Raw genomic sequence first — 15290 nt, 5'->3', positions numbered from 1 at the left:
CAATTTGCAGCCAGAAAGTTCATGCATGCTTGCCTCATGCTATTTTATTCTGCGCTTACATGGAAAAATAAAAGCAGATGCCTTGTTCATTGCCCAAAGGTTACGTGGGGTGAACAAAAACGCATGGCAAAGGTTATCGCACTCTCGTCACTATAAGAAACTATACAGAGACGCTACTAAACTAAACCATGTATATCCAATAAGCAAAAAAGCCCTTTTGAACGAAAGGGCATTTTACTTTAGGGGATCATACTTAGCTTGCAGGGGTATCCGCAGATTTCTTACCATTGAGTGAAGTTTCACTAGCTTCGCTAGTCTTAGCAGGGGCGTTAGTGATAAAGCTACTTTTACCTGTTACAAGGTCATCTAATGTGCCCTTGTCTTTGTCGACAAGACCGACCTCTCGTAACATCGAGTCAACAAGCGGAGCATTGGCACGATAGTTCAATGCTGCTTGAGTCACTTGGTCAGCCAGTCCTGTGCCTGATGTGGCCACAGTGTGCTCACCGCCAACGCCACTTAAGCCGCCCGTGGCACCATAACCTTGAAGTATTTTAATACCTTCAATGTTTTCTAGTGGTTTAACTGCTTGAGCAACTAAATCGGGTAGCACTTTTAACATAGCCAGCGCTTTTTGAAGCTCTATTTGCTCTGTTTTCAGCGTATTTTCAGCTTCATAGAGCGCTTGTTTACCCTGTGCTTCTACAGCCAATACCTTCTCATCTGCTTCTGCTTGAAGCATTTTCGCATCAGCGCTAGCTTTTGCTTCAGTGAGAATAGCTGCGGCTGAGTTTTCTGCAGCTTCTTTTTTTGCTTGTGCTTCAACGGTAATACCTACCGCTTCACGTTCAGCTTCTTTACGCGCATCAATGACTTCTATTTGCTTCTTACGTTCAGCTTCAGCTACCGAACGCGCTGTTTTAACCGCTTCTTCTTTTTCTACCTTTTGCTTTTCCGCTTCAGCTGCTTTTGCGCGAGCAGCCGACTCTTCTTCTGATTTAACGGCTACTGCAATTTGTTTAATTTGCTCTGAAACTTCAACTTCTTGTTGCTGGCGAATACGCGCTTGTTCTAATGCTTGGCGTTTGGCAATTTCTTGCGTTTCAATTTCTCGTGATTTTTCAATTTCAGCCGCTTCGATAGCACGATTTTTGGCGATTTCTGCTTCGCGCTCTTCACGCTCTTTCATTTCACGTTGTTTGGCAATCTCTGCCTTTTGCTCTTGGCGCTTAAAGGCAATGACTTGCTCTTGGTTTAATCGCGCTTCTTCTTCGTCACGTTTTACTTCAAGCGATTGCTTTTCGGCGGCTAAATTGCGCTGCTCAATTAAAATGCGGTTTTCTTGCTGTATGTCGTTTGTTTCCTTGCGCTTTTCCTCAATGATTTTGGCCAAACGAGCACGGCCTTCAGCATCGAACGCATTGTTTTCATTAAAGAATTGCAAGTCGGTCTGGTCAAACCCTGTTAAACTAACAGACTCCAGCTCAAGTCCATTCTTTTCAAGATCGTTAGCCACACTTTGCTGTACTTTCTGTACGAAGTCAGCGCGCTGTTCATGCATTTCGGTCATGGTCATTTCAGCTGCCACAGCACGAAGTACATCAACAAACTTCGACTCCATTAGTTTTTTAACTTCTTCTGCGCGAGTGGTGCGCGTACCTAATGTTTGCGCTGCCATAGAGATGCCATTGGCATTGGGTGCCACGCGCAAGTAGAAGTCAGCCTTTACATCTACGCGCATTCTGTCTTTGGTGATAAGGGCATCTTTTTGTATTTTCTCAACTTCAATACGAAGGGTATTCATATTGACGGGTATAACTTCATGAACAACAGGCAGAACAATAGCACCGCCGTCTTTTATGACTTTTTCGCCACCTAAACCGGTTCTAACAAAAGCGGTTTCCTTAGTCGCCCGTTTATATAGCTTTGCAAAAATAAGCCCGACAACAATGAGCCCGATAACGGCTATCCCTGCCAGAAACAGAATTGACGGTAGGCTAGATGTTTGAATGGTATCCATACTTTATTTCTCTAATTTTTATTTTCTTTACTAAGTTTATTGATAGCGGGTGGCTAACCAGCTGTGTTCATTTTTTTGAACCAGAATGACTTGCTCACCTTGGGTAAAATATTCAGCGTCTTCGAAGGGTTCAACCAATACAAAGTGAGGTTGTGAATAGCGGTCGGTAAATTTGGCTTCGGCCGGGTTGCCTCGCGAGGCATGGCCAAGTGTAATTTGCGCTACTGCTCCGACAAATTCATCGTTACTCATGGCACTGGATTCTATAGAGGGCAGAATGTACGCAATAATAGGAACTAATTTTGCGGTAATGACAACACCCAATGTAGCAGCAAGTGGCAGCGACACTAGGCTGGGTATTGAAGACGCAAACATCATGCTGCCTAAACCATTGATGACAAAACCCGATAGGCTGAAAAGGGTAAGCAATACAATAAGCCATATTAAGAAAGGCACTTTGTTTATGTTTAACCAGCTAGCAAATTCAGAGCCTGTGCTGCCTGCTGAATCTAGATCAGCAACATCATCGCCTAAGCCCAATAAGCTAATACCGAATAGGATGCTAATTACTTCTAAAACGAGTATAAGGAAAACGGCACTTATTGAAATGCTAAACCAAAAATTGGCTGGGGAGAGAAAAACGTCTGTCATGCACACCGTCCTTGATGATCATAGTACTGTTATTGTTATACCACAGACTGGAATTTAATCTAGCGTTTGCGCATTGTTCTTTTGGGTAATGTCTTTGGGTTTACCTTGAAAAAGGTCACTTTTATGGGGAAAAGGTTAAAAAGCTCTACCGCATAAAGCTTATTTTAAAGAGAGGTTAAGCAGAGCGTGTAGACTAACAAGGTAGAAGTTGCAATACGCTCCACTTGATGTTTGACGTTTAGTGGGTATGGCTGCTGCCGATAGCCTGACCATGTTGGTCATAATAACCACTCGCACCCGCTTCAATAAAGCCTTGATTGACCATTTTAGTTAGGAATGGGTCTGTGTGATCGTCACCAATGTCCGCATAGTCTGTGGACTGGTAGCTTTCTCGTTTTGTGAAGAAAGCGTTAGTGTCTGCACTATAGTTGACGTCTTGCAGTGTCCATTCTCGAACCATATTAGGCTCTTTAACAACAAAATGTTTGATCAGCTCTAAATGAGGTAGCCAGGTTAATTCAAGTGTTTGGTTTGGGGTTTCTAGCGAGTAAAGTTCGGTTTTCTCGCAACCAGTACCTTCTGATTTAACCAATGTCATTGATGCAATCAGCTTGTTGCTAACTAACTGATAACGGTACGAAAAATCATCTTCTTTTTTGCCGTGAATGGTTTCACCCGGTTGATATTCGATGGCGCGCTCGTGAGCATCGAAATAACGAGTGGGTTTGATGTATTTATCGCGCACTAACGTCCACGATTCAGTAATTTGGGTAGCTGGGTAAACATGCGCTACTTTTTCGTTGTCTCGCCATAAGTAGAGGCTAGTGGTTCTTTCCTTTTGTCCGCGTTGAACGTCTACATCGTAGTGCGCCGACAGTTTTTTCTTTAATGATGGTGCCGTTTTTTCGTCACACACTTGCTGCCCATATGCCTGTCCAACTAAGGCGCTTGTTGCAAAAATTACAGCAAAAACAGTGAGTGCTTTCATTGTGTTACTCCATAAGGACGGGGCAGCAGTAGCTACCCCAAAAAGGACAGTTAAAAGCGGTGTTTTTACCGCTTTTAACTGAGATTTAATAGCTTAAGTGCAGTGTTTTGTTACTCGACTGCATTGTTAGCTTTAGAGACAAAGTCACCTGCGAAGTCCATCACGTGGAAGATAACGCTTTGTTCGTTTGTACCATTTACTAGGAATGCGCCAGGTCCCTTGGCATAAATACCAACGTCTTCACCAGAGTGTGTTTCTGAACCAAGTGGGATCAGCGCTTCTTGGTGATAACCTGGAGTGGTGGTATCAACATCAGTGATGTCTTTACGACCAGTATCTGGGCCAGCAAGGTATGCGGCGTCAGAGTCAGTTACATCGCCTAAGTTTCTATAACCTAAACCATTGGTGTAACCCAATGTTGTGTATGGCGTGCCATCTGCAGCGGTAGCCGCGTCTTCTGAACCTACGTTAACTACTTTACCTAAAATTGGATTCCCGCGTTTTGGGTAACCTGCAATGGTAAATACGTGGCCGTGGTCAGCAGTTACTATGATAAGTGTATCTTCGTCATTGGTTAGTGCATCAGCCGCCTCTACAGCTTCAGAGAATGCGATAGCGTCGTGAAGTGCACCATATGCATTACCTGCGTGGTGAGCATGGTCAATTCGACCTGATTCCACCATTAAGAAGAAACCTTCTTCATTGTTATCAAGTACTTTGATAGCCGCAGTAGTCATTTCAGCAATGGAAGGCTCACCAGCAACATCGTTGCCACGGTCTGCTTCGTATTGCATGTGCGACTCATTGAACAGCGCAAATACGCGCTCAGTGGTTTCAGTGTTCAAACCATCAAAACCAGCTTGGTCATAAACGTACACACCGTTCGTGTACATTTGTTGCCATTCTGCGGTTAAGTCGCGACCATCGGTGCGATCACCCTCTACAGAGCTTACTGCATCTGGGCTGTTAAACGCTGCGTCTTTAGGTAGGAAGTGGCGACGTCCTCCGCCCATAACAACTTCAATACCGTCTACATCTAGGCCAGCGTAGTTTGCTTCAAGGTTAGCTTCAAAGTTCACTAGCTGGTCGGCAATGTCAGTACAACCTGCTTCAACCGCTGCAGCTGGCATGTCAGACACATCTTCCCAGTTGCGATCGGCAGATTTAGCATAAGTTGCAGCTGGTGTTGCGTGAGTAATACGCGCTGTTGAAATGATACCTGTTGATTTGCCTGCAATTTCTGCAAGTTCTAGAGCGGTTACCAATTCGTTACCCGCCACAGTACTGCAGTCGCCACGTACGATATCTTCATCAACGCCAATAACACCTACATCGGTTTTGATACCACTCATCATCGCCGTCATAGTACCGGCTGAATCTGGAGTTTGTGCATCAACGTTGTAAGTTTTCGATAGGCCAGAGAAAGGGAATCGATCGAAGCTTAGCTGATTTTCTTCGCCGTCTAAGCCTTTCATTTGACCGTCGAGAATACGCGCCGCTGTTACTGTCGAAATGCCCATGCCGTCACCTACAAATAAGATGACGTTTTTCGCTTGTCCACGAAGGTTTGCTACCATCGCATTTAACTCTTCTTGTGAGTTAACTTTTGCGACTTCTACATTACCATTTGCAGTTGCGCTGTTTGATGTGGCATTCATCCAAACTTGCTTGTTGTTTTCTACTTCCATTTGACCTGCAACGAACCAATCGTTGTTCAGGCTGCTAAGAAGCTCACCGCTATTTACGCTAGTGACGCCAGGTACGCACACGTAACTGGTACTTGTTATCTCACTTTCAGCAAGTTCACCGTTGCCGTCTGTGTCTAGACCTGAATCGATGCGCACACCGCTGTTAGGGCAGTTTGCATCGCCTATGGCAAGGTTTGTTTGAACGGTTAAGCTATTTAAGCCATTTGAACCGTCTTGGCCGTTAGTACCGTCTGTGCCATTGGTACCGTCTTGACCATCGATACCGTCAACACCATTTACGCCATTTTGACCATCAACACCATTTTTACCATCGTCACCCTCTAGAAAACATCCTGAAAGGCCGGCTACTGCTACTGCAATTATACTTAGTTTAAATAAATTCATTGTTCTTCTCCGCTTACTCGTTTACAAGGCCAAGAGCTTGATTAATTAAGTGGAAAACAACATTTTGCTCTACCACACCTTGTGCAAGCTGACTGCCCGGTCCTTTTGCATGTAATGCAATGTCTTCGCCCGAGTGGGTTTCAGAACTAAGAGGAATTAACGCTTCTTGGTGATAACCTGGCGCAGTGGTATCGACATTAGTGATGTCAACGCGTCCTGCTGCTATTTCAAAGTTATATGTTGCGTCTGAGTTCGTTTCATCACCTAAGTCACGGAAACCCAGACCATTGGTGTAACCCAATGTGGTGTACGGCGTACCATCTGCCGCTGTTGCAGGTTCTTCAGACCCTACGTTAACCACTTTGCCTAAAATTGGGTTACCGCGTTTAGGATAACCAGCAATAGTAAACACGTGACCATGGTCAGCGGTTACTAAAATTAAGGTTTCTGACGGGTCAGTATTTTCAACGGCTGCCATAACAGCTTGTTCAAACGCTAACGTATCTGTTAGTGCACCAGCGGCATTGCCCGCGTGGTGAGCGTGGTCGATACGGCCAGACTCAACCATTAGGAAAAAGCCTTTATCGTTGTTATCAAGCATTTTAATAGCGGTTTCTGTCATCTCAGCTACAGATGGCTCACCAGCGATATCATTCGCGCGGTCAGCTTCATATTGCATGTGAGATTCGTTGAAAAGGGCGAAAACACGCTCAGTAGACTCAGTATCAATGGCGTCAAAACCTGCTTGGTCGTATATGTAAACACCGTTTTCGTACTGTGATTGCCATTCAGCGGTAAGGTCACGAGAATCTGTGCGATCGCCTTCTACTGAACTTACTGCATCAGGGCTATTAAACGCGGCATCTTTTGGTAGGAAATGACGACGTCCGCCACCCATAACCACTTCAATACCGTTTACATCAACACCGGTATAACGGTTTTCTAAGAAGCTTTCGAAATTTACTAGTTGGTCTGCAATATCTTTACAGCCAGCCGCAACTGCTTCTTCTGGCATATCAGACACATCTTCCCAGTTGCGGTCAGCAGATTTTGCGTAAGTGGCTGCAGGTGTTGCGTGAGTAATACGCGCGGTAGAAACAACACCGGTAGACAACCCTTTAATTTCCGCAAGTTCAAGTGCTGTAATAACTTCATTGCCCGCAACAGTTGCGCAGTTACCGCGTTCAATGTCTTCATCAACACCAATTACGCCCACATCAGTTTTTAGGCCAGACATCATTGCTGTCATAGTTCCTGCTGAATCAGGCGTTTGCGCATCTACGTTATAGGTTTTTACTAGCGCTGTGTGAGGGAACGATTCGAAGCTTAAATAACCTTCTTCGCCAGGGTTACCCGCTAATTGGCCTTTGTGAATACGCGCAGAAGTAAGGGTTGAGATACCCATTCCATCGCCCACAAATAAAATGACATTCTTGGCTTTAAACTGATTATTTGTTTCTAGTTTTTGTGTAAGTTTTGCTTGTGCATCTGTAAACCAAGCGCTGTCGGCTTGATTCGCAGGCAATACTGCAGCTTGAAGCCCAGCAGACACTGCTAAAGCAACGGCAGTGCATGCCACTTTCCAGTTACGATTCATGATTGTTTCCTAAACGTGTTATTAAAATCGGTTTTGGGGATGTCTAGTTTGTAGTACTGAGCGTTATTAAAATTTTCTGAGCTGCAGTTACAAAACGCACAAGAGCGTAGGGGGAAGGGGTGACACTTCTTTGACAGAATTATTTCTAAACTGTCATAAATGTCATAATTGAATGAACTGGCATACCTAAAACACTGAATCGTATTTTCAATAAATCTTTAAAATTAATAACTTAGTTAATCAATGTTGAGAGGAGTAATTTTTACTTTTGTCACAAAAAAATAATGTTTCGGTATGACGTAAGTGCTAGATTTTATTAGATAAAATTGTGATGTTGTAACATAACCCCATTGGGTGTGACCTTCAAAACACTGCCTTGATCGTACCAATCGCCTAACACAATTCTGGTGGCGGGTTTGTTATTTGCAGTTAACTCATGAATGTTGGGTCTGTGCGTATGGCCGTGGATCATGCGCTGCACCTGCCATTTTTCCATTGCCTTCACAACTTCTTCTGGCGTTACATCCATAATTTCTGGTTTTAAGTGCGTTTGGTTTTTTTTAGCTTTGAGCACGTCCGTTATTTGCAACCCGTTGGCGATACCATAACGGCAAGGCAAGCATTAGTCGTGGCCACCACCACCCGCGAGATTTCTTTCTAAATTTTTGATAGGCCACGTCTTTTGTACATAACTCATCACCATGAGTTAAAAGGGTAGGTGTGCCATATAAATCAATGACTTCTTGTTCGTTTAGTAATGTCATGCCTGCTTTATTTAGCCACTTGTCGCGTATGGCGAAGTCGCGGTTACCGTGAATAAAGTAAACGGGACAATGTGCGCTTACCGCCTTAAATGCGTTTGCTATCTCTGTATTAAAGGGGGTTACATTGTCATCGCCTATCCATACTTCAAAAAGGTCGCCAAGTACGTAAAGCGCATCTGCGTTGATGGCATCTGTTTGTAAAAATTGCATTAAACAGCGCGTTATATCAGGTCGGTCTGCGCTTAAATGTAAATCGGCAATAAAGTAGGTAAACGGCATATGAAATCTTTGAAGTGGTTAAAAAAGCCGCATTGCGATAATGCGGCTCTAGAGCGTGTTTTTACAAAGGCTTATTCAGAAACCGTTGCTGATTCAATGATTACTGGCTCTACAGGTACGTCTTGGTGATAACCGTGATTACCTGTTTTAACCGCTTTAATTTTTTCAACAACGTCCATACCTTCAACAACTTTACCGAATGCACAGTAACCCCAACCATTAACGCTTTTGCCTGAATGGTTAAGGAAGTCATTGTTGTTCACGTTAATGAAAAACTGCGCTGTTGCTGAATGCGGGTCTTGTGTACGCGCCATAGCAATAGTGCCCATTTCATTTGCAACGCCATTGTCAGCTTCGTTTTCAATAGGATCTTTTGTTTCTTTTTGATCCATATCTGTTGTGAAGCCGCCACCTTGGATCATGAAGTTGTTGATTACACGGTGAAAAATAGTGTTATCAAAGAAACCATCTTCTACATAAGCTAGAAAATTCGCTACTGTTTTAGGCGCTTTGTCTGCAAAAAGTTCTAGTTTGATATCACCAAAATTTGTTTTTAACGTAACCATTGTGGTTGTGTCCTGTGTGTTAACGTAAATATGTGCGCGAATTGTAGCGCATAAAAGCCCTGAGGAGCAAAAGCCTTGCCATTAGCAATACCATTTAAATGGTGACAGTGCTAAACTTTGCGCCCCAAAATGACATATACAGGAAATATAGACATGCTACATCTTTACAATACCCGAACCCGTGAAAAAGCGAAATTTGTACCGCTTGAAGAAGGGAAAGTGGGTTTGTACGTGTGTGGTATTACTGTGTATGACGTGTGTCACATGGGGCATGCGAGAACCTATTTAAGCTTCGATACGCTAGTGCGTTACATGCGCCACTTAGGTCTTGACGTTAAGTACGTACGTAACATCACCGACATTGACGACAAAATTATTGCGCGTGCGAACGACAATGGCGAAAGCTTTGAAGCATTAACTAAGCGCACCATTGCGATGATGCACGAAGACTTTGCTGCCATTAACTTGCTAGAGCCAGATGTAGAGCCCACAGTAAGCGGCCACATGGATGAGATCATCGCTATTATTGAACGCTTGGTGGAAAAAGGCTATGCGTATCAAGCTCAAAGCGGCGATGTGCTATTTGACGTAAGTAAGTACGAAAATTACGGCAAGTTAAGCAAACAAGATCTTGAACAGCTAAATGCAGGTGCCCGTGTTGAGGTTGCTGCTGGTAAAGACGACCCACTTGATTTTGTGCTGTGGAAATCAACAAAACCTGGAGAGCCTGCATGGTCATCCCCATGGGGAGAGGGGCGCCCGGGTTGGCACATTGAATGTTCGGCGATGAACCATAAACATTTGGGTGCACACTTTGATATTCACGGCGGAGGTTCTGATCTTATTTTTCCTCACCATGAAAACGAAGTGGCCCAGTCGTGCTGTGCGTATGACACACCCTATGTAAATGTGTGGATGCACACGGGTATGGTGCAAGTAAACGACGAGAAAATGTCGAAATCGTTAGGCAATTTCTTTACGTTACGCGATGTATTAAAACAGCATGACGCTGAAACCTTGCGCTTTTTCTTGATGTCTGCGCATTATCGCAGCCAGCTAAGTTACTCGCAGGACAACATCACACAGGCAAAAGCGGCTTTAGAGCGCTTGTACACGGCATTACGCGGTGTGGCTATTGATGAAAGCACCGACTTATCGCACGGCGGCTATTTGGCGCGCTTTGAAAGTGCAATGAATGACGACTTAAACGTACCTGAAGCATTTTCTGTGTTGTTTGATGTGGCCCGTGAACTTAACCGTCAGAAAGAAAATGCGGCAGAAGCGGGTAAATTAGCTGCTGTGCTTAAAGGCTTAGGTGCTATTTTGGGTATGCTACAAAGCGATCCAGACGCTTTCTTAAAAGGCGGTAGTGGCAACGATGACGAAGCAGCGGAAATTGAAGCATTAATTAAACAGCGCAACGATGCACGCGCAGCGAAAGATTGGGCGGCAGCCGATGCCGCACGTGATGCACTAAATGCCAAAGGCGTAGTACTAGAAGACGGCCCTAACGGGACGACGTGGCGCAAAGCGTAAAGTGTTAACGCTTTATATATCAATGATTCAAAAGCCTACCTCTGTGTAGGCTTTTTTTGTGTTGATATTTCTGGAGAGAGGTTGATGCTTATCGGGTGATGCTTCTTATAAACCGCGCAAAAAAAACGGCCATTATCTTGGGGTGCTATCCGCTTTTAATTCTGATTCATCTGATGGATCGGTTGCAGGAATAGAAGATTCTTTATCCGTTAAATGTGACTTCCAGCGCTGCTGTGACACATGGGCTTTGACCAATTCTAAACATTCATTCACTACACTGAGCACTTCTTTGTCTAGCGCATCGGCTGTAGGCGTGTAATCGTGCATACCCACTGAGATAAAGTGATCAATGCGCTGTGCGTCTAAGTCGCTTAACAAGTTAACCAATGACGCGGTAACAATATCGGTCACTGACTCCTCTAGTGTGTTTTCAATAGTACGCCCAATAACAGGCAAGTAATTGAGTGTTGAAACTTGGGCATTACTGCGCACTGCTTTACCAACACTTTTACGCACATGCTCACGAATAACTTCGCCGTGCTCGTCACTACTAATCGATTTGCCTAAATGGTTAATTACACCTGCAAGCCACTGGGTAATTACGGGGCGTCTGGGGGCTAATACGTGATCGTTAATGTCATCCAGTAAAGGAGAGCCAGCTGAAATGTCTTTTTGAGCATCGCTAAGTACTTTTACAACAATGCGATCACTTAACTCTTCAACAAATACGTCGGCATAAAAGGCAAAGAAGCGAAAAATAGCGGTTTGGTTTAGGTCGATTATTTCGAACTTGTGTAGCCTGTGCAGAATTGAAAATATACGCAGAAACCGAAAGAGTCGGGTAGCCCCTGTGGGAATAAGACCTACAATGTCGTACCAATGAAGGAAGGGGAAGAAGTACCACCTAAGGTGTTCTTTACGAACAATTGCCACAATCCAGCGAAAACAAAACTCAGTAAAAAAGATGGCAATAAAAACTAAATCAACCAACAAGAAGTTGTTGTGAACCGGGTCGTAGACGTCAATGAGACCCGGAAAGTAGGTGCCTAACTGACCGTAAACAAAATCGGTGGCGTACAAAGAGTCGAATATAAGCCATGCTAGGTTGACAAAAAGTACCCCTAACATGACTAAATCTAAAACTAACCAAGGCGTTTCGTGACTATTGCGCAAATTTTCTCGGTTAATTTTAAGCATATCCTTGTCCTTTGATGGCGTTAACCAGAAGCGCTAAGACGCGTTACGTCAACATATAGCGTCAGCTTTTGACCTGGTTGCAAGTAGCGCTTGGCATTTAAATTATTCCACTTGCTTATGTCGCTTACTTTAACACTGAACTTGCTGGCAATACGAGATAATGAATCGCCGTTTCTTACGGTATAAGTTAGTTGCTTTGTTATACCACTTTTGCTTTTACCTTCTAGCTTTACAACGAGCGTTTTACCCGGATGCAGCATATCGCCTGGCGCCATGCCATTCCACTTCGCAAGCTCTCGGGTACTCACTTTGTATTTACGTGCTAAATCCCAAAGTGTATCACCCGCCTTTACCGTGTGACGTAACTTGGGTGTTGATGACTGCCCACCTTGTAAGCGCGCAAGACGTTGGTCTTGCGACAGTGAATAGTTATCGAGTTCTTGAAGAGCAACAGGAACCATAATTGCCTGACCAATGCGGATCATAGAGCCATCGAGTTCGTTGACCTGTTTTATCACGCTTACTGTTGTGTGATATTGCTTAGCAATTTTAATAAGGCTATCGCCTGATTTTACGGTGTGACGTACCCAATTTAGGCGCTCTTTCTTATCTATTTTGGCCAAGGCGTTGGAGAATGTTTCCGCTTTGTCCAGTGGCAATACAAGGCGATGAGGTCCATCTGGAGACGTCGCCCAGCGATTAAACCCTGGGTTTAAACTGTGAAGCTCTTTTAGTGTCATCCCTGCCAATTCTGCTGCAAACGCGAGATCGACCTGAGAGCCAATATCTACCACATCAATAACGGCCACGTTTTCCACTTCAGGCCACGCAAAGTCATATTGGGCTTTGTTCTTTAAAATATCGGCAAGAGCGAGAAGCTTTGGTACATAGGCACGGGTTTCGCGAGGTAAGTCTAAATGCCAGAAATCAGTGGGTTTTCCCGCACGCTTGTTATTTCTAACTGCTCTAAGCACACGTCCTTCGCCACTGTTATAGGCCGCAAGTGCATGTAACCAATCGCCATCGAACATTTTATGTAAGTAAGTAAGGTACTCCATTGCGCCTTCGGTAGAAGCAATAATGTCGCGTCTGCCGTCATACCACCAAGTTTGCTCCATGCCAAAACGCTTACCAGTACCAGGAATAAACTGCCACATACCTGCAGCACGGCCGTGTGAGTAGGCAAAGGGGTCAAATGCGCTTTCGACAATGGGCAGTAATACCAATTCCATTGGCATTTCGCGCTTTTCAATTTCTTCAACGATGTAATAAAGGAAAGGCTTTGCACGTTTTACTACGCGCGCCATGTATTCGGGGTGTTTAAGATACCATTTTCGCTGCGCGGCAACGCGCGCATCATCGGGGATAGGTAGCTCAAAATGAGCACTGGCTCTTTCCCAGACATCGGTAATGACGACAGCAGCTTCTACCTCAGCAGGCGCAGTAAGCTCAGATGCGTCTTCTAGAAGGTCATCGTTGGGGTGAATAACATCAAAAACTCCTTCATTGGCAAGCTCGCATTCTGTGAGTTCTTCTTCACTGGTATGAATAGCTCCGCAGGTTTCAATAGCAGCCGTGTCGTTACTCTCTACTTGTTCACTGGCGGTGTTGTTATTGGTTAACTGACAACCCGACAGCGTTAACGCAAGTGATATCGCGGTTAGTAGGGGAGAAAGTGAAAAAAACTTCAACTGCATAAATGAAGAAACCTCTTGGCGCATTGCAAACTATCCATGTTACGGCATATAGCGCATTTTTGCATTAAAACTCATCCTTCCAGCGACGAACTGCAGTAAAAACTGCCACATCGTCGCGTAAACTTTTTTCGCAATAGGCTTCGGCAGCGTGTTTTACAGAAAGTTCATGGGCGCGTAAAAAAGGGTTAATGGCTTTTTGCTCTTGTAGGTTACTAGGCAGGGTAGGCTCGTTATTGCTGCGCTTCTCCTGTGCCCAATTTGCGTAATGCTGAAGGGCTGAATTATTCGGCTCTACCGCTAAAGCGAACTTCACATTAGCTAGCGTATATTCATGGGTACAATACACTTTTGTGGCGTTAGGTAGCCGTTTAAGCTTGTTTAGGGAATGCAGCATTTGCTCGGGTGAGCCTTCAAACAAACGCCCGCAACCGGCAGAAAATAAGGTGTCGCCACAAAACAGCGCGTCGTGTCCAAAAAACGCGATATGATCAAGTGTATGGCCGGGCACTTCCATAACTTGAAGGCTTAAATTGAGTAAGGGCAACGTGACCGTATCACCTTGAGATACCGACTTGGTAATCCCGCGGATATGGCCACCACGCGGCCCTATAATGGGCAAGTTCGGCAGGGCAGAAGCCAATTTGGGAATTCCGCCTGTGTGGTCGCGGTGGTGATGGGTAATAAGAACTGCCGAAAGTACTAAGTTGTGAGTACGTAAATAGTTCAAAACCGGCTCTGCATCGCCAGGGTCGACCACAACGGCATGTTTATCGTTGTGAATGCACCAAATGTAATTATCATCGAAAGCGGCAATAGGGAATATTGTCATATCGGTTAATGTGCTGTCTGTCGTCATTGGTGTACCTGCTTGTGTAGGTAGAATTATGCGTTACTATAGGGACTTGTGAACGCTAGAGCAACCAATGTGCACGACGAGCAAAAATGAGATCAGCATTTAAAAGCAAGCCTCCTCGTTACCCAGCAGGCTGGGGCGATTTTCCCGCTGGGGCACATATTCAGCAGGCCATTTCTGCGGTTTGTAACGATTATGCCGAGCGCATTTTTGGTTATCACTTTGCTAAACTTGGCAGTTTAAGCGCTTCAATAAAATTAGAGCAAAGCCCTATTCGACATCATATTAATTATACGCCTGTACCGCTAATGCAAGGCGTAGGTGATAGTCAGCGTGGTATTGAAGGAAACATTACTGAAGGCATAATTACTGAGGCAAACAGGGCGCGCCCTGTTACCTTTGAAAATGAAAGTTATGTGGTAGGTCATTCTCATCAGTTACCTTTCTCTGAAAACAGTATTGACGGCTTTTTACTTGCCAATGAGCTGGACTTTGCACAAGACCCTCACGAAATATTACGCGAGGTTGACCGCGTAATTACACAAAATGGTTATGTGATAATCAGTGGTTTCAACCCATTGAGTTTGGCGGGTGTTGCGAAGTTTTTACCCGTTAAAAAAGGAAATGTTCTGCACGATGCCCGCTTTTTTACGTCTTTTCGCATCAAAGACTGGCTACAGTTATTGGGGTTTGAAATTGTAGAGCAGCGTCAGGTTCTGTTTTCTACTTTGTTTTTTCAACAAAAATGGCAACGTGCCGCCAAGTTGCAGCACTATATTGCATCTTATCTACCCACGTATTTGCCTTGGTGTAGTGCAGTATATGTAATTTTGGCCAAAAAGCGGGTAATACCCATGACCGCCATTAAACCTAAGCGTAAGCTTAAACCGCAGTTTTCTGCTGTAGGGGCAAGCGTTAGAACGACGTCAATACGCCAAGCTTCTGGTGAATAGTCATTTAAATAAGTGCTAAGTATAAAAGCACCAAGGATATAAGCACTAATTAAAAGAATGTGACTAACAATAAAAAAGCCATGGTGATAGGGTCAG

Annotated in this window: 11 protein-coding genes and 1 pseudogene; 2 read left to right on the top strand and 10 right to left on the bottom strand. The window is 44.4% G+C overall.

Annotation, left to right across the window (positions count from 1 at the left end; all coding sequences use genetic code 11):
- Nucleotides 1–253: 253 nt before the first annotated feature.
- From EYR97_RS06715 to EYR97_RS06685, 7 genes and pseudogenes are all read right to left on the bottom strand, one after another.
- On the bottom strand, nt 254–2020 hold the full coding sequence (locus EYR97_RS06715) for a flotillin family protein (protein WP_131093037.1): 1767 nt from the start codon (nt 2018–2020) through the stop codon (nt 254–256).
- A 36-nt stretch (nt 2021–2056) separates the two neighbouring features.
- Nucleotides 2057–2671: an OB-fold-containig protein gene (locus EYR97_RS06710; protein WP_131093035.1), complete on the bottom strand. Its 615-nt coding sequence runs from the start codon at nt 2669–2671 to the stop codon at nt 2057–2059.
- Between the two features lie 238 nt (nt 2672–2909).
- Nucleotides 2910–3659: a hypothetical protein gene (locus EYR97_RS06705; protein ID WP_242634931.1), complete on the bottom strand. Its 750-nt coding sequence runs from the start codon at nt 3657–3659 to the stop codon at nt 2910–2912.
- A gap of 110 nt (nt 3660–3769) precedes the next feature.
- Complete coding sequence (locus EYR97_RS06700) at nt 3770–5752, bottom strand: alkaline phosphatase (RefSeq protein ID WP_131093033.1); 1983 nt, start codon at nt 5750–5752, stop codon at nt 3770–3772.
- 13 nt (nt 5753–5765) lie between these two features.
- Nucleotides 5766–7349, bottom strand: coding sequence for an alkaline phosphatase (locus tag EYR97_RS06695; protein WP_131093032.1), 1584 nt, complete (start codon nt 7347–7349; stop codon nt 5766–5768).
- Between the two features lie 316 nt (nt 7350–7665).
- A pseudogene (lpxH, locus tag EYR97_RS06690) lies at nt 7666–8392 on the bottom strand (UDP-2,3-diacylglucosamine diphosphatase).
- Nucleotides 8393–8463: 71 nt separating this feature from the next.
- Nucleotides 8464–8958 carry a peptidylprolyl isomerase gene (locus EYR97_RS06685; RefSeq protein WP_131093030.1) on the bottom strand — a complete coding sequence of 165 codons (495 nt, stop codon included), beginning with the start codon at nt 8956–8958 and terminating at the stop codon, nt 8464–8466.
- A gap of 153 nt (nt 8959–9111) precedes the next feature.
- On the opposite strand from EYR97_RS06685, the gene cysS reads away from it, so the two are divergent.
- Nucleotides 9112–10494: a cysteine--tRNA ligase gene (gene cysS / locus EYR97_RS06680; RefSeq protein WP_131093028.1), complete on the top strand. Its 1383-nt coding sequence runs from the start codon at nt 9112–9114 to the stop codon at nt 10492–10494.
- A 132-nt stretch (nt 10495–10626) separates the two neighbouring features.
- Here the strand turns inward: cysS and EYR97_RS06675 are convergent, their stop codons facing one another.
- The 3 genes from EYR97_RS06675 to gloB form a co-directional block, all read right to left on the bottom strand.
- On the bottom strand, nt 10627–11691 hold the full coding sequence (locus tag EYR97_RS06675) for an ion transporter (protein WP_131093026.1): 1065 nt from the start codon (nt 11689–11691) through the stop codon (nt 10627–10629).
- A 20-nt stretch (nt 11692–11711) separates the two neighbouring features.
- Nucleotides 11712–13388 carry a LysM peptidoglycan-binding domain-containing protein gene (locus EYR97_RS06670; protein ID WP_131093024.1) on the bottom strand — a complete coding sequence of 559 codons (1677 nt, stop codon included), beginning with the start codon at nt 13386–13388 and terminating at the stop codon, nt 11712–11714.
- A gap of 64 nt (nt 13389–13452) precedes the next feature.
- Nucleotides 13453–14244 carry a hydroxyacylglutathione hydrolase gene (gloB, locus tag EYR97_RS06665; RefSeq protein WP_131093022.1) on the bottom strand — a complete coding sequence of 264 codons (792 nt, stop codon included), beginning with the start codon at nt 14242–14244 and terminating at the stop codon, nt 13453–13455.
- Nucleotides 14245–14330: 86 nt separating this feature from the next.
- Between gloB and EYR97_RS06660 the strand changes: the two genes are divergently transcribed.
- On the top strand, nt 14331–15194 hold the full coding sequence (locus EYR97_RS06660) for a class I SAM-dependent methyltransferase (RefSeq protein WP_131093021.1): 864 nt from the start codon (nt 14331–14333) through the stop codon (nt 15192–15194).
- The last annotated feature ends 96 nt before the right edge of the window (nt 15195–15290 follow it).

It is taken from the genome of Alteromonas sp. KUL42 (assembly GCF_006538325.1).
Classification (GTDB): Bacteria; Pseudomonadota; Gammaproteobacteria; order Enterobacterales; family Alteromonadaceae; genus Alteromonas.
Note: the sequence above shows the minus strand (reverse complement) of the source record. Positions and strands in the feature narration are given on the sequence as shown.

Excerpts from the sequence above, each read along its gene's own strand:
- EYR97_RS06675 (WP_131093026.1), bottom strand. The coding sequence starts at position 11,691 with ATGCTTAAAATTAACCGAGAAAATTTGCGCAATAGTCACGAAACGCCT.
- EYR97_RS06670 (WP_131093024.1), bottom strand. The coding sequence starts at position 13,388 with ATGCAGTTGAAGTTTTTTTCACTTTCTCCCCTACTAACCGCGATATCA.
- gloB (WP_131093022.1), bottom strand. The coding sequence starts at position 14,244 with ATGACGACAGACAGCACATTAACCGATATGACAATATTCCCTATTGCC.
- EYR97_RS06705 (WP_242634931.1), bottom strand. The coding sequence starts at position 3,659 with ATGAAAGCACTCACTGTTTTTGCTGTAATTTTTGCAACAAGCGCCTTA.
- EYR97_RS06660 (WP_131093021.1), top strand. The coding sequence starts at position 14,331 with ATGAGATCAGCATTTAAAAGCAAGCCTCCTCGTTACCCAGCAGGCTGG.
- EYR97_RS06695 (WP_131093032.1), bottom strand. The coding sequence starts at position 7,349 with ATGAATCGTAACTGGAAAGTGGCATGCACTGCCGTTGCTTTAGCAGTG.
- cysS (WP_131093028.1), top strand. The coding sequence starts at position 9,112 with ATGCTACATCTTTACAATACCCGAACCCGTGAAAAAGCGAAATTTGTA.
- EYR97_RS06710 (WP_131093035.1), bottom strand. The coding sequence starts at position 2,671 with ATGACAGACGTTTTTCTCTCCCCAGCCAATTTTTGGTTTAGCATTTCA.
- EYR97_RS06715 (WP_131093037.1), bottom strand. The coding sequence starts at position 2,020 with ATGGATACCATTCAAACATCTAGCCTACCGTCAATTCTGTTTCTGGCA.
- EYR97_RS06700 (WP_131093033.1), bottom strand. The coding sequence starts at position 5,752 with ATGAATTTATTTAAACTAAGTATAATTGCAGTAGCAGTAGCCGGCCTT.
- EYR97_RS06685 (WP_131093030.1), bottom strand. The coding sequence starts at position 8,958 with ATGGTTACGTTAAAAACAAATTTTGGTGATATCAAACTAGAACTTTTT.